The organism is Hespellia stercorisuis DSM 15480 (assembly GCF_900142165.1).
GTDB classification, from domain to species: domain Bacteria; phylum Bacillota; class Clostridia; order Lachnospirales; family Lachnospiraceae; genus Hespellia; species Hespellia stercorisuis.
The window spans coordinates 1-14,917 of the sequence record NZ_FQZY01000084.1 but is presented as its reverse complement, the minus strand read 5'-3'; the positions used below and the strand labels follow the sequence as shown (position 1 = coordinate 14,917).

Sequence of the window (14,917 nt, the reverse complement as noted above, 5' to 3'; positions counted from 1 at the left end):
TCAAAAGGTCATGCGTTTCGTGCTTGCACGAAAAAGCATGAATTTGGGACCCGCAAAACATGAGAAAGTAGCCCGATTAGGGCGGATTTCGAATGTTTTTAGGATTATGGAAGCACGAAGTGCGGAATAATCCGTAGGTATCAAGGGGCAAATTACCTTTTGACCTTTACATCATGTATTTTCGCAATAAAGTTTTCGGCACCGAAGAACAATTACCAGGATGCGATTGTTTGCACAAAATTATTAATTGTAGAAATATATCAAAATATGATACAATCAATACAAATTTCAGTCCTGAAAAGTGGCAGAAAAGAAAACAGGAGGTTTATTCTTATGAAAGACGGGAATTCGGGAGAAAAAAAGATGCTATGGTATAGCCTGGCATTGATGGCATTTACGGCGGTGTGGGGATTTGGAAATGTTGTAAATGGATTTTCGGAGTATAACGGATTAAAGGCTATTGTTGCCTGGGTATTAGTTTTTGCACTCTATTTCGTGCCATATGCACTGATGGTCGGAGAATTGGGCTCCGCATTTAAGACAGCAGGTGGAGGAGTCAGCTCCTGGATCCACGAGACGATTGGACCACGTCTTGCATTTTATGCAGGCTGGACCTATTGGATTGTGCATATGCCATATATTTCGCAGAAGCCATCGGGATCGCTGATCGCTCTGAGCTGGGCAATTTTCCGTGACAATCGCATCAGTTCTATGAACATTACCCTTCTGCAGTTTGTATGCCTGGGTGTATTTCTTTTAGCTCTCTGGCTGGCATCGAAAGGATTGGGCGTCCTGAAGACGATTTCATCGATTGCGGGGTCCTGCAGTTTTATCATGTCCATCTTATTTATCATCATGATGATTGCAGCACCGGCAATCACAGGCAATGCAGGATTGCTTGACATCGATTGGTCGTTGAAAACATTTATGCCAACATTTGATATGAAGTTTTTCCTGAATCTATCCATTCTGGTCTTTGCAGTTGGCGGGTGTGAGAAAATCTCCCCTTATGTTAACAAGACCAAAGATCCGGCAAAGGATTTTCCCAAAGGAATGATTGCCCTTGCAATTATGGTCTGCGTATGTGCGGTTCTCGGCACAATCGCAATGGGAATGATGTTTGATTCCAATCATATTCCGGATGATCTGATGACCAACGGCGCGTATTATTGTTTCCAGAAACTGGGCGAATATTATGGGGTCGGCGGTATCTTTGTTGTATTATATGGTCTTACAAATCTGGCCTGCCAGTTTTCTGTGTTGATTCTGTCAATTGACGCGCCCCTGCGTATCCTTCTGGAATCCGCAGACGAAGATTACATTCCAAAAGTCCTGTTCAAGCAGAATAAGCATGGTGCGTACACAAACGGTTTCAAGCTGATTTTTGTAATTGTAACCATCTTGATCGTGGTTCCGGCATTTGGTATTCAATCCGTAGATGCACTGGTGAAATGGCTTGTCAAACTGAACAGCGTCTGCATGCCGCTGCGTTACCTGTGGGTATTCGCTGCCTACATTGCATTGAAAAAAGCCGGGGACAAATTTCCAGCTGAATACCGGTTTGTAAAAAGCAAGACAGTGGGTATGATTTTTGGCGGCTGGTGCTTCTTCTTTACCGCATTCGCATGTATCCTTGGAATTTATTCAGAAGACAAATTCCAGCTGGTTATGAATATTGTAACGCCATTTGTTATGATTGCACTTGGCCTGATCATGCCATATATTGCAAGGCGTCAGAAAGCAAAATAAAAAATTGAAGATAATAAGGGACTGCTTACGGACGATCCATCCGTATATTCAGTCCCTTTAAATTACATCTCTCACAAATCCTGTTCCCCATCTGTTTTCCGCGGGGCGCCATCACCTGCTTTCCTGATTGCATTCGGATAAATTTTTTCCATTACATCGTTGTTATAATTTTCATCCAGCCAGACCTGTATCTCATTATCCGGTTTGGTTCCATTTTCGCGTTCTTCGTACCGGGCCAGTGCCATGCAGGATACCGCCATATCGCAGGACATGAAAACAATCAGAATCCATGTGGTCACTTTTCCGATCCGTCTTGGAATTTTCTCAATCCATTTAGAAACCAGTGGATACATCTTTTTAAACCATACCACAGCCGCTATCCCCCAGAAAAAACAGAACAGTAAATTCACTCTGCCGCCCAGATTAAACGGAATCTTACTGTAATCCCAAAACACTTTTCCAAATGCAATTTCCGTAAAAACACTGCAAATGTATTCATAAGCTCCGCCCAGAAGCGTTCCGACGCCAAACAGGAAACGATCTTCTCTGTTTCTGTATTTATAGAACATTGCCGTAGCCATTGCAATGGCAAGCCCCCACACGACGCTGAATTGTCCCCACACCACACTGCTTCTGCTCATCCACACACCAGTTGTCATACGGCAGAATATGGTTTCCACGATATCCCCCAGAAATGCACCAATAAAAAAGAGCAGCATGATCTTATAGAAACTGCAGCCGTAGGCAAATGTGGTTTTGTCCACAGCAGCTACAGGCTGCGCCTCTTCCTTTTTGGGGTATGCTTTGTAAATACGTTTTTCAATCCGATATGTAATCCATCTTCTCAGGCGGCTGCTCACCAGTGCAAATTTATTGTTCGTCATCTCCCATTTGTTCAGCTGTTTTGACTTTCCCGTCAGAAGCAGATACGATGCCAGTATATCTATCACCATGAGTACCGACAGCGTCAGAATAACAATATTCCCGATCAGCCCCGGTATCAGACGCAGCAGATCCACAACGATTCCATTGCCCCATTTTACAGTCACAAATCCCAGCACACCCCAAAAAAGCGATACCGGCAGACAGATATATCCATCCAGATTTCGTTTGATATTCGAATAATCCCACCAACGCTCTCCGAAGAATTTTTCTATCAGATGACCACCAATCCATTCAACGGCAGTAGCCGCTATCACCGCAAACCCAAACAGCCATATTCCCGTCAGACCCTTTGATCCCACAGATATCAAAACTGCCGCCAGACCGTACATAATGCAAAATGGTCCGGTAATCAGGCCTCTGTTTATAAACTTCTTCTTTTGTATTACTGCCAGAGCTGTCTCTAATATCCATCCACCAAAAGAGTAGATAAAAAAAAGCCATAGCAATTCATTTGTTGAAAACACCTTTTATATCCTCCCAAATTTTTATCCTTTAGCAGCCTGCAAGTTTGTCAACCGCGCTGGAAACGTCTGGTTGAAAATAAATGTCTTTTCCATTGTTGCACTCGTAGATAAAATCCTTCAGCGGCTTGCTCATATGCTGTGAAAAATCTCCGTATATCGCAAACCGAACACCGTAATTAATAAATTTCTGTAGTATTTCGCCAGCCAAGCAAGTACTCAAAATAAAGAAATCTTCTGTAACTGCTTCTTTATTAATCGCAATATTCTTACAGTCTTTTTCGTAGCTCACCGTCATAATCAGATCCAGTGCTGACTGGACATCTGTAATCAAATGTTTATCGCTGCGCACAACTGCAATCCTCGCATTATTTTTGGTTATCATTTCTGTTTTCATTTTTACCTCTCATTCTTCATATAAATCGTCGATCAGATGATCGACCATAAAATCGTAAATTTCCACATGGTTATCCGGAAAAATTTCTTTGTTTTTAATCGTCATAATCAATGAATAAATCACCGAAACCGCAACCTCCTCGTCGACCTTAAGACGCAAGTGCGGATGCTTCAAAAAAAGCTTGCGACTCATATCGTTGGATTTCTCTATGTTCCTTTTCTGCTCCACTGAAAGCTTATTCATCAAAATCGTAAAATCCACACTGTCTGCATTGTACAAAAAATTATTCCGGTCATATTCCCTGTAAATCAATTTCAGTGCTTCTGCCACTCCCGCTTTGCCCCGGTATTTTCTCATAATCTCCGACGCTGCCGCATAAATTTTCTTCTGTTCCAGACACAGAACCTCACAAAAAAGGACTTCCTTGGATTCGAAGAACAAATAAAACGCTCCTTTTGAAATACCAACCTGTCTGCACATTTCATTTACACTTGTTTTTTTGTATCCGTACTGCGTCCAGTTTTGCTTACAGACTTTTAATATGCTATTTCTAATGTTTTCTCGCTCTTGTTCTGAAAAGCTTCTTGCCATGACCTCTCCTCCCAATGACCCAAAATTCTGTTTTGGTCATCGATATATTATCATGCTTATCATCCAATGTCAACATGCGGCGTACATTTTTTATATTGTATGCGGCGTACATTTTTTATATCGTATACAGCATACATTTTTTCTGTATCGTATACACGGCGTACATTTTGGGGGATCGGTCTTTATCCGGGCAAAAAAAGACCTGCTTCAAATTCACAAAGCAGGTCTTTCCTATTTATTTCTGATACACAACCGCCTCATACGCCTGCATATATCCGCTCCGGTGCTCTTCATAGTTCCCGATCAGAACCTCCGCACTTTCCGGCACGATACTCTCATCCCACGTCTGCTCCTCTTTCGCGAAATTGCAGCACACAACGATCTCACCATTTGACGTAAATCTTCTGTAACAATACAGGGACGGACTGTCCTCCATAAATTCCTCAAATTCGCCGTCACAGACGATATCATTTTCCCTCAGGATCCGTATCAGCTTTTGATAATAGTGCAGAACAGAATCTTTGTCCTTCATCTGACTTTCGGCATTCAGCCATGTATAGTTGGAATTTGCTTCAATCCATGGGCTGACCTCGCTGAATCCGGCATTTTCACTGTCATTCCACTGCATGGGCGATCTCGCGTTGTCCCGGCTCGACTTTCTGAGATAGCGCATCATATCCTCCGCGGAAATGCTTTTTTCTTTTTCCACATATTCCTGATATGCATTGAGACTTTCGATATCCCGGAACTCATCGATTCTCTGAAAATTCAGATTTGTCATTCCAAGCTCCTCGCCCTGGTAAATGTATGGCGTTCCCTGCAGCATATACAACGCGGTCGCGAGCATCTTTGCCGATTTGTTCCAGTACTCTTTTGTAGAAGTGTCCCCAAATCTTGAGACGACTCTCGGCTGGTCATGATTGTTCCAGAACAGGGATCCCCATGCAAGACCGTGAAGCCCTTTCTGCCATTTTCTGAGCACTGCCTTTACATCCTGAAGGTGATACTTTTTGTCGTTCCACTTTCCGCTCTCGCCGCCGTCCACATCCATCAGCTCAAACTGGAATACCATGTCCAGCTCCTTCTGCTGCTCTGTGGCATACCGACAGGCCTCCTCCACCGTCACCGATGGGGTTTCGCCAACCGTCATGATATCATAATGTGAAAGCACCTCGCTTCGCATCTCCTGGAGATACTCGTGGACTCTCGGTCCATTTGCGCACACGCAGTGCCCCTTGATGTCGCTGTCCTCGTGCAGCATTTTGCCGTCCTTCGAGATCAGGCTGATGACATCCATGCGGAATCCGTCAATTCCTTTGTCCAGCCACCAGCGCATCATCTCATAGACCTCTTTTCTGACCGGCTCATAATCCCAGTTCAGATCCGGCTGCTTTTTCGAGAACATATGGAGATAATACTGCTTCGTCTGCTCATCGTACTGCCATGCGGACCCGAGGAAACAGCTCGTCCAGTTATTCGGCGGCATATTTCCCTCTTTTCCGTCCCGCCAGATGTAGTAATCCCGGTGCGGATTCTCTCGGTTCTTGCGGCTTTCCACAAACCATGCGTGTTCATCCGAGGTATGATTGACCACCAGATCCATCACGATCTTCATTTTTCTTTTGTGCGCCTCACCCAGCAGCTCTTCAAAATCTTCCATCGTTCCGAAGCCCTTCATGATCGAACAATAATCAGAAATATCATATCCGTTGTCATCTCCAGGCGACTCGTAGACAGGCGTCAGCCACAGCACATCCACCCCGAGTTCCTGAAGGTACTCCATCTTCTCCGTAATTCCCTTCAGATCTCCGATACCGTCTCCGTTACTGTCCTTAAAGCTTTTCACATAGATCTCATAAACAACACTCTTTTTCCACCAGCAGGATTTCTTTTCCATTCTTGTTTCCTCACTCTCTTTCTTAAATTTATATGTACCAGTTTCTATTCCAACATCCCTATTGTCCGCAGTACTGCTCGTGGCTGTCGCGAACAGCATACTCTAACTTATATTATACCATCCTTCCTCTCAGAAAGATTCCCCCTGCCTTGCCTATTTTGTCTCAGATATTGTCTTTTTGTCCAATCCTTTTATTTTTTCTAATCCGAAAAGGAGCATTTTCTTTTCAGAAAATGCTCCCCATCTAGTGCACTACGCCCCGGAAGTCGGTGATTGTTTCAGGACATTCATCCCCTTATACTCTCCCGGAGACATTCCTACAATCTCCTTAAAGAGCCGGTAATACGTCTTGGTGCTCCCAATCCCGATCCGCTCAATCAATTCCGCCGCCCCCACATCCTCGTTCAGCAGAATCCACTTCGCCTTATCAATTCTGTATTCATTCAAAAACTGCACAAATGTCTTTCCCACATTCTTTTTAAAAAACTTTGTAAAATAAAAGATGCTGAATCCAATATGTCCGGCCACCTCCTCCAAGGTCACAGGCCGTGTGTAATGCTGTTCTACGTATTGAAAAATCTGATCCAGCTTCTCCAGCATCCGGCTCGACTCCACGCGGTATTCATATCCACGCTCATTTCCGGCGCCTTCCCTGTTTCTGTACAGACCCAGGACCATCAGGCACAGATACCCCTTCACCGCAAATGTATATGCCTGTGCGCGGTTCTGGTCCTCCTCATAAATGGCATCCAGAAGTGCTCTCGTCGATGCGGCCGTATCCTCCCGCCATTTTCCGGAATACGCAGGATAATCTCGCCACAGATTCTTCAAGGTCTGCAACTCCTGCTCGTCCTTTATCATTTCATGGAAAAACCGGTCACTGAACTGATAGACGCAGCGGACACTGCCGGGCGAAGCGAGTACATAATGAACCCTTCCCCCCGCGACCAGGAGAAACTCCCCCTCCTTTACCTCGAACGATTCCTCTCCGATGCCCATCTGAATTGTACCTTTTTTTACATAGATGATTTCCTGTTCCTTATGCCAGTGGGGAGTCGTCAGTATATCCCCGTCATTTAACAGCGTGCGGAATGGAAAATGTTCATTCAGATGTGGTCTTTCCAGATAAATTGCCATATACTCCTCCCTTCACGATTCCCGGTTCACCCATTTTTTCAGGGCGCAAAACAGACATTTGAAGCCCCCATTGCAGTAAATTTCATGTGCTAAGAATAGCATACATCTGTGTGAAATTCAATTTTTTGCAGGGGGGACACAGACAGCGCACAATCCGTATCGATTTCAAGCTACATCTGCTCCAGAAGATTTACCATCTCAATCGCAGACAGCGCACAGTCGTATCCTTTGTTGCCCGCCTTGCTCCCTGCTCTGGCGATGGCCTGCTCGATGTTCTCTGTCGTGATCACCCCGAACAGTACCGGGACACCTGTTGACATTCCCACCTGCGCCACCCCTTTGGATACCTCGCTGCACACATAATCATAATGGGATGTATCTCCGCGTATAACCGCGCCGACACAGATCACCGCATCGTATTTACCGGAGCCCGCCATCTTCGCTGCTGTAACCGGAATCTCAAATGCTCCCGGCACCCAGGCCGCTGTGATGTTCCGATCCTCCACACCGTGACGCACCAGCCCGTCAATTGCACCACCCAGAAGCTTGCTTACAATAATTTCATTGAATCTGGACGCGATGATTCCGACTTTCATTCCTTCCTTTGCCACTACATTTCCTTCTAACACGTTTACATCTCTCATTTTTTCTCCTCCTGTTTTTATGTTTCGTTTTTCTATCTTGTTTTTCTGTCTTGTTTTTACATTTCTTTTCTATATCTTGTTTCTACAGCCGCCTCTGTATCTGCCTTTTTATTTTCATCTTCCGTTCTTCTTTTTTTAAGACAGCTGTTCTCATTTACGCTTAAAACGTAATCTGATTGAAAATGTGTCCCATCTTCTGCTGCTTCGTCTTCATATAAAAGGAATCGTATTTCTGTGGTGCAATCTCAATCGGAATGCGCTCTTTGATCGTAATTCCGAATCCATCCATCCCGTATACCTTTTCTGGATTGTTCGTCATCAGGCGGAGTGATTTCACACCCAGGTCTGCCAGGATCTGTGCGCCGACCCAGTATTCCCTGAGATCAGCCGCAAACCCCAGCTGAATGTTTGCCTCCACTGTATCCATTCCCTGCTCCTGGAGCTCGTATGCCTTCAGCTTGTTGATCAGGCCGATTCCTCTGCCTTCCTGCCTCATATATAGAATCACACCTTTTCCCTCTGCCTCTACCTGTTTCATCGCACTCTGGAGCTGCTCGCCGCAGTCACATCTGCGGGAACCGAAGACATCTCCGGTCAGACACTCCGAATGCACGCGGCACAAAATGTTTTCACCATCTCCCAGCTCGCCTTTTACAAGTGCAACGTGATGCTCTCCCGTGATATCATTGACATATCCGTAAATCTGAAAATCTCCGAACTTCGTCGGCATTTTGGCAGACGCTTCTTTTATCACATGACTCTCATGGATTCTGCAGTAGTCCTGCAGCGCCTGGATCGTGATAAATTTAAGGTCAAACTTCTCTGCCAGTTTCCACAGATTTGTAGTGCGCATCATAGTTCCGTCTTCCTCCATGATTTCGCAGCAGACACCGCATTCCTTCAGCCCCGCCAGGCGCATCAGATCAACTGTCGCCTCGGTATGCCCATTTCTCACAAGCACGCCACCCTTTTTCGCGACCAGCGGAAAGACATGTCCCGGACGCCGGAAATCCTCTGGCTTTGTCTCCTCATCCACACATTTCATCATCGTCAGCCCTCTCTCGGCCGCCGAGATTCCGGTGGTGGTATCCACATGATCGATGGAAACGGTAAATGCAGTCTCATGGGATTCTGTGTTCTCAGTCACCATCTGTGCAAGTCCAAGCTTTCCCGCAAGCTCCCTGCTCATCGGGGTGCAGATCAGCCCTTTTGCGCGGCTTGCCATGAAATTGATATTCTCCTGCGTTGCGAACTCTGCCGCACAGATCATGTCTCCCTCGTTCTCCCGGTCCGCATCATCCGTAACCAGAACAATTTTTCCCTGTTTTAAATCTTCTAACGCTTCTTCTACCGTATTGTATTCCTGATTCATTTTGCTCCTCCTTTTTTCTTTGAACTGCATTTTAGTTCCGCGTTATCTGCCCACGGATTTTCCTGCAGTTTTTCACAGTCTTTGCGTTTTCTCTAAATTCCGTACTCCTCCAGAAATTCCATCGTAATTCCCGACGTTTTCTTTTTTTCTTCCGTCTGGATTCCCAGTAATTTTTTGATATATTTCCCCACGATATCCGTCTCCAGATTGACGATTTCACCCTTATTCCTGTTCAGCAGTGTCGTCTCACTTCCGGTGTGGGGAATAATCGAGACGCAAAATTCCATTTTGCTGACTGCCGCTACCGTCAGACTGATTCCATCAATACAGATCGAGCCCTTTTCCACAATCAGTTCCATAATATCCATCGGGGCGGATACGGTAAGCCACACTGCATTTTCTTCCCGCCTTTTTTCTATGACCGTTCCTGTTCCGTCAATGTGACCGGCCACCATATGCCCGCCGAATCTTCCGTCCGCCGCCATGGCGCGCTCCAGATTCACCTGATTCCCCGCACTGTAATTCTTCAGGCCGCTCCTGCGGACCGTCTCCGCCATCACATCTGCCGTAAATGAATCCTTCTGCAGTTCGGTGACTGTCAGACAGATTCCGTTGACCGCGATGCTATCCCCCGGCTTCGTGCCCTCCAGCACCCGTGATGCCTGAATACGCAGCCGCCCGGACTTTCCCGACAGGGACAGCTCTTTGATTGTTCCCACTTCTTCCACAATTCCTGTAAACATATCTTCCTCCATCCTGCGTATACGTTTCCTGCCTGCCTAAATGCAGCACTCGTACTCAAGAACCAGATCTTCCCCTGCCTTATGTATCTCCGAGAGTTTCATTTTCACAGCCTCATCCGGCAGTTGAACACCCGCTCCCGCAACCGGCGTCCTGGCGGTCTCCCCGCCAAAAATCTTCGGCGCAACATAGGCGATCACCTTCTGCACCAGTCCCTCGCGGAGCATACTGTAATTCAGGGTTCCTCCACCCTCCAGCAAAATGCTGTCAATTCCTTTTTCAGCCAGAAGATGCATCAGCCTCACCAGATCCACTTTTCCGTCCACCGATGGCACCGCCAGAACTTCCACACCCATCACTTCCAACTGTGCTTTTTTCTCCTGCCGCTCCTCTGCACAGACAACAATCGTCCGATACTGCCTTGCACTCTGGCAGATCTGACTCTCCAGCGGGATCCGAAGACCGCTGTCACAAATGATACGGATGGGACTTTTTTCTCCCGGAATCCTTACATTCAGCATCGGATCGTCCTGAAGCACCGTCCGGATGCCAACCATGATTCCCATATATCTGCTTCGTATCTGCTGGACCTCAGCACGCGCCTCCGGTCCGGTGATCCATTTGGATGCCCCAGTTTTTGTGGCTATTTTCCCGTCCGCTGTCATGGCATATTTCATGACTACATAGGGAAGTTTTTTTGTGATGTAATGAAAAAAAACGGGATTTAACTGATCGCATTCTTCCCGCATAAAATCTTCCTCCACCCGGACTCCGTGCTCCCGGAGTATGGCTGCCCCTTTGCCGGATACCTTCGGGTTGGGATCTCTGGATCCGATGACGACCCTCGCAATCCTCTGTTCCAGTATCGCCTCTGTGCAGGGCGGTGTTTTTCCATAGTGGCAACACGGCTCCAGTGTCACGTAGATGGTCGCGCCCTCCGCCGATTCACGCAGCGAGGCAATGGCATTGCGCTCTGCATGCAGCTGCCCGTACTTAACATGATAGCCCTCTCCGATAATGCGGCCATCCTTTACGATCAGCGCCCCCACCTGCGGGTTGGGGTGTACCCAGCCACCGCCCTTTTTTGCCATTTCTATGGCTCGTTTCATATAATCCTGATCTGTCAAGTTTTCCTCCTTCTTTCCTGAAATTTCCTGTTGCACACAGAGTTTCCTTTCCCGAGAACAAAGAGTTTCGCATGCAAAACTCTCGCGCCAAAGCGCGGTCACCTCAGTGACCATATTCTTTTTGCGTGCAGTGCGCATCCCCCGGAGGGTTTTTATGTAATAGAAAAGTTCAGAGAACTTTCCTCGTATTACATAAAAAACTCTGTGGCAAACAATCCACAGAGCTTTCAATTCGCTGGTTTTTAATTCACCGGTTTTCAAATTCCAATAATCCAGTGATCGTAAAAAAGCTCCGAAATGGTATACCATCCCGGAGCTTAAATTACACTTATCCAATTCATCTTTTTTCATCCAGACTATACTGTCGGCTCTGGAATCTCACCAGATCAGCCTTTCGGCTCGCGGGCTCTACCGCCGGTAGGGAATTGCACCCTGCCCCAAAGATTGTTATTCAGTTTTTATTGTGATCGGCGATGATTCACCGATAAGGAAACTATATCACTTTAGTATAATGAAGTCAACTGTCTGCACGTTTCTTATATTGTTTTTCTTATGTTCCTATATTCCCTATCTTCTTCTATTTCTTCTGTTTACCCCGCTTTTTTTCAGCACCGGAATATTTTCCGACACCAAGATACAGTGGTATTGCTAAGAGCTGCGCCGCCACGGATACCGCGATCATCGCAGGGATGCTCAAGTCGTACAGAACACCCAGAAGCCAACTCCCCAGGAACCAGAACACGCCGAAGGAGCACTCAAATATGCCATAGCCTGTGGCGCGGCTGGACTTCGGAACCATGCTCGTAACCGCCGCCTTCAAGATGGATTCCTGTGCCCCCATACCCACACCCCAGAGGGCAATCCCGATGAGCAGCATTGGCACTGAGTGGAACGCAAACACAAAGATGGCAAAGGGCGCAGAAATAAGCGTCGACCACACGAGCGCCCTGACGCCCTTTTTGTCATACATCAGCCCGAAGAAAAGTGCAGCAACCGCATCCACCAGCATTGCACCGGCATAGAGGAGCGGCAGTGTCCCACTGTTGACCAGAGAAGTCGTTTCCGCAAGACCGGGCGCAAGATTCGTATAAGTGTTTGATACGTGCATGATGACGATGGAGTAATCAATGAATCCAAACGCAAAAAGGCTGATTCCCGCAATATAAAGAAGAAACTCTTTTTTCATTTTAAACGGAATATATTCTTTCGGCTCCGGCTCAAAATGTTCCGGATTCGGAAACTTGTACTTTGTCACAAGCAGCAGTGCGATGGTGATTGCACCGGGAATCGCCAGTACCGCAAAACATGTGGCGTACACCCGGAATGTTCCGGCATCCGTCCTCCCAAGCATCACCAGATACAGCATCACCGGACCGAGGAACGCACCGATCTGATCGAGCACCTCCTGAATTCCAAAGCTCTTGCCCACCCCCTCCTGGGATGCGGCAAATGACATGATTGTATCCTTTGCCGGTTTTTTGATGGCCTTGCCCATTCTCTGAACGACAAGCAGCGCACATGCCCATATCCAGCCGTGTTCGCCCACGAGGGCAAGCGCCGGAACCGCCAGGATATCCAATATGTACCCGATTATCGTCATTGGCCAATAACATTTTGTTTTGTCCGTCAGTTTTCCGAATATATAACGCATGGAGTACCCGATCAGTTCTCCCAGCCCCGAGACAAAACCGATGGTGCCCGCAGATGCCCCCAGCAGCGACAGGTACGCCCCTCTGATGCTGCTGGCTCCTTCGTGCGTCATATCGGAAAACAGACTCACAATACCAAACAGCAGAATAAACAGCATTGCCTGTGAAATTTTCTTCTTTTTTGTATTTCTCATTCTGGATTCCACCTTTCCAGGGCCCCCCCTTCGGCCAACTTAGGGACTTCTCCATGCGTGTGATTTAGCACAATAAATATATTACTAAATAAACATGGAGTTGTAAAGAGCGGGTGTCAAAGGGTCGGAATAAAAAACACATTAATTCAGTTTGATATTAATATTCTTTAAACCTTTCACAAGGAGTTCGTCTATTGTGATGTTCTTTTTTGAACAATATTCTGCGAACTCTGCAAATATCATATATGTTCCTTGCGGTTTTGTAGCGCATGTAAGGTACTCAAAGAAATCAAATCTGCATAATGCTAGTACTTTGTCCAAGTGTCTCACTATAATATTTCCGCAGATTTACATAGTTCATATTGTCATAGCACATAATGAGACTAGCACTCTGCTGATGTACTTCCGAGAAAAACTCTATTTTCATAATTGAGAGACTTCAAGATTATCCCCCTTATCTTTTGTAAGCATCTCTGTGCCTTACTAGTAATCCTTCTTTTACATAAGTTGCGGATCTGCGAATGGGTATAAAAGAAACACCGTTGCATCTTGATGCTGGTTTATAAAGGCTTGGCTGAATTCTATTGCTTGCTCATCTTTCTTTTCACTCGAGTTGTCATACTCATTTTCCTCACTTAGGAAACAATTATCCACAAGGTTCATATACAAGCCATCACTATCCAAAGCTAACATGATTGTAACCGGTTTTCGCTGTTCTCCTTCAAAATAGCCAGTCACTTTATTATCAGCATTTATCTCTATTTTAGAAAACCTCATATCGCAAACAGGATCCCCCGCTGTATTAATGAGTTGATAAGTCCCTCCTTCCATTGACTTTGTTGCAAGAACTTTACCACCAAACAGCTGCATCACTTCATCAATACGCTTTCCAATGATGGTTACCTCATTACTATATGGATCGACTAGATATAGGTTAGTCGATTGCAATCCTATAGTATCTCCTAAATCAGTCTTTATCAAATAGTCATACTCTGGATTGACAATAATCTCTCCATTTAACAGATTAACCATACCTGTCTTTTTTGAGATCTTATCTATAATCGGTTTATACATATCAAAGTTATCCTCTACGGCTTCTGGAAGTATGTAGCTGCTTGTTGAATACTTAACAGTACCTGAAAGGCAGTCAAGTATTCCACTTATATTTTCATCTTCAAATCGAACGTATCTTGATTTGTGTGCCTCAACATCGGAGAAATCAATATATTTATAAGTATCCGTAATTTTCACTCCTGAATCATCATAGAGTGTATATCCTGATTCTGTTTGAACTATCCCTCTATAATACGGAATAGTTTGATTATGATACAATGGTTTCAAGTGGCTGGTAACCAGTTTTAATAAGACAAAGCTCACTACCAAACAAAACAAAATGGATGCCGAAGTAATTACAACCATTTTCTTTCTGCTATTCTTATTCATTATCGACATCCTCCCATATATCATCATATTCATTGTCGTCCCCCCTCAAGTTATCAAGGATATCTCCTACTATTTGTTCGCCTTGGAAACTAAACCATACTATCCCTATAAGAAACGAATCAATAATAAGCCAGGTATTTGTTGAGAAGATCATAGGCACATTTATTAATGGAAAAAAAGAGTATAATACTCCAGCTACACACTGCATTTGAAGAATAATAAGCGAAAAACAACCAAGTGGTTTTTCCTTTGAAATTTTGTAACTGTTCAGAACTCCATTAGTTAAAGATGATATCGGAATTCCCTAAAAGGGCTTCTCTGATTGCTGTAAAAGCATTTATTCCATGCTTATGAGCAGTCCCAATATAGCTCATGATTGTAAGATATTCCTGTGCGCCTTCCTCACTGCGAAAACATCCTGAGACCTTGGTTTTAACCTTAATCATGCGCAAATCACGTTCCGCAAGGTTATTATCAAACGGAACACAGAGATTCTTTATAAATAAGCAGACTGATGCCTTGTAATTCACAAGTCTGTCAATTAGATTTAGTACCTTGGTCTTTTTCTTT

13 protein-coding genes and 1 riboswitch are annotated in these 14,917 nt (G+C 45.3%); of the genes, 1 reads left to right on the top strand and 12 read right to left on the bottom strand.

Annotated elements, in window-relative coordinates:
• Positions 1–333: 333 nt before the first annotated feature.
• Positions 334–1,749, top strand: a complete 1,416-nt coding sequence (locus BUB85_RS18380) for an amino acid permease (protein WP_073112992.1) — start codon at positions 334–336, stop codon at positions 1,747–1,749.
• A gap of 71 nt (positions 1,750–1,820) precedes the next feature.
• Here BUB85_RS18380 and BUB85_RS18375 read toward each other — a convergent pair whose 3' ends face one another.
• From BUB85_RS18375 to BUB85_RS18320, 12 genes are all read right to left on the bottom strand, one after another.
• The gene (locus BUB85_RS18375; protein ID WP_073112991.1) at positions 1,821–3,158 is read right to left on the bottom strand and encodes a putative ABC transporter permease; all 1,338 of its coding nucleotides are present in this window, start codon (positions 3,156–3,158) and stop codon (positions 1,821–1,823) included.
• A 28-nt stretch (positions 3,159–3,186) separates the two neighbouring features.
• Complete coding sequence (locus tag BUB85_RS18370; RefSeq protein ID WP_073112990.1) at positions 3,187–3,552, bottom strand: DUF4180 domain-containing protein; 366 nt, start codon at positions 3,550–3,552, stop codon at positions 3,187–3,189.
• Between the two features lie 9 nt (positions 3,553–3,561).
• Entirely contained in the window at positions 3,562–4,143 is a 582-nt protein-coding gene (locus BUB85_RS18365) for a TetR/AcrR family transcriptional regulator (protein ID WP_073112989.1), read from the bottom strand.
• 235 nt (positions 4,144–4,378) lie between these two features.
• Complete coding sequence (locus tag BUB85_RS18360) at positions 4,379–6,040, bottom strand: alpha-glucosidase (RefSeq protein WP_073112995.1); 1,662 nt, start codon at positions 6,038–6,040, stop codon at positions 4,379–4,381.
• 252 nt (positions 6,041–6,292) lie between these two features.
• On the bottom strand, positions 6,293–7,177 hold the full coding sequence (locus BUB85_RS18355) for an AraC family transcriptional regulator (RefSeq protein WP_073112988.1): 885 nt from the start codon (positions 7,175–7,177) through the stop codon (positions 6,293–6,295).
• A 170-nt stretch (positions 7,178–7,347) separates the two neighbouring features.
• On the bottom strand, positions 7,348–7,821 hold the full coding sequence (gene ribH, locus BUB85_RS18350; RefSeq protein ID WP_073112987.1) for a 6,7-dimethyl-8-ribityllumazine synthase: 474 nt from the start codon (positions 7,819–7,821) through the stop codon (positions 7,348–7,350).
• A gap of 160 nt (positions 7,822–7,981) precedes the next feature.
• On the bottom strand, positions 7,982–9,193 hold the full coding sequence (locus tag BUB85_RS18345) for a bifunctional 3,4-dihydroxy-2-butanone-4-phosphate synthase/GTP cyclohydrolase II (RefSeq protein WP_073112986.1): 1,212 nt from the start codon (positions 9,191–9,193) through the stop codon (positions 7,982–7,984).
• Between the two features lie 92 nt (positions 9,194–9,285).
• On the bottom strand, positions 9,286–9,936 hold the full coding sequence (locus tag BUB85_RS18340) for a riboflavin synthase (protein WP_073112993.1): 651 nt from the start codon (positions 9,934–9,936) through the stop codon (positions 9,286–9,288).
• A 36-nt stretch (positions 9,937–9,972) separates the two neighbouring features.
• Complete coding sequence (gene ribD, locus BUB85_RS18335) at positions 9,973–11,061, bottom strand: bifunctional diaminohydroxyphosphoribosylaminopyrimidine deaminase/5-amino-6-(5-phosphoribosylamino)uracil reductase RibD (RefSeq protein WP_073112994.1); 1,089 nt, start codon at positions 11,059–11,061, stop codon at positions 9,973–9,975.
• A gap of 335 nt (positions 11,062–11,396) precedes the next feature.
• Positions 11,397–11,510: riboswitch (FMN riboswitch) on the bottom strand.
• Between the two features lie 128 nt (positions 11,511–11,638).
• A complete protein-coding gene (locus BUB85_RS18330) occupies positions 11,639–12,904 on the bottom strand; it encodes an MFS transporter (RefSeq protein WP_073112985.1) in 1,266 nt (421 codons plus the stop codon).
• Between the two features lie 498 nt (positions 12,905–13,402).
• Complete coding sequence (locus BUB85_RS18325) at positions 13,403–14,347, bottom strand: hypothetical protein (protein WP_073112984.1); 945 nt, start codon at positions 14,345–14,347, stop codon at positions 13,403–13,405.
• 278 nt (positions 14,348–14,625) lie between these two features.
• A partial coding sequence (locus BUB85_RS18320; protein ID WP_143160739.1) for an IS66 family transposase occupies positions 14,626–14,917 on the bottom strand: 292 nt, incomplete at its 5' end.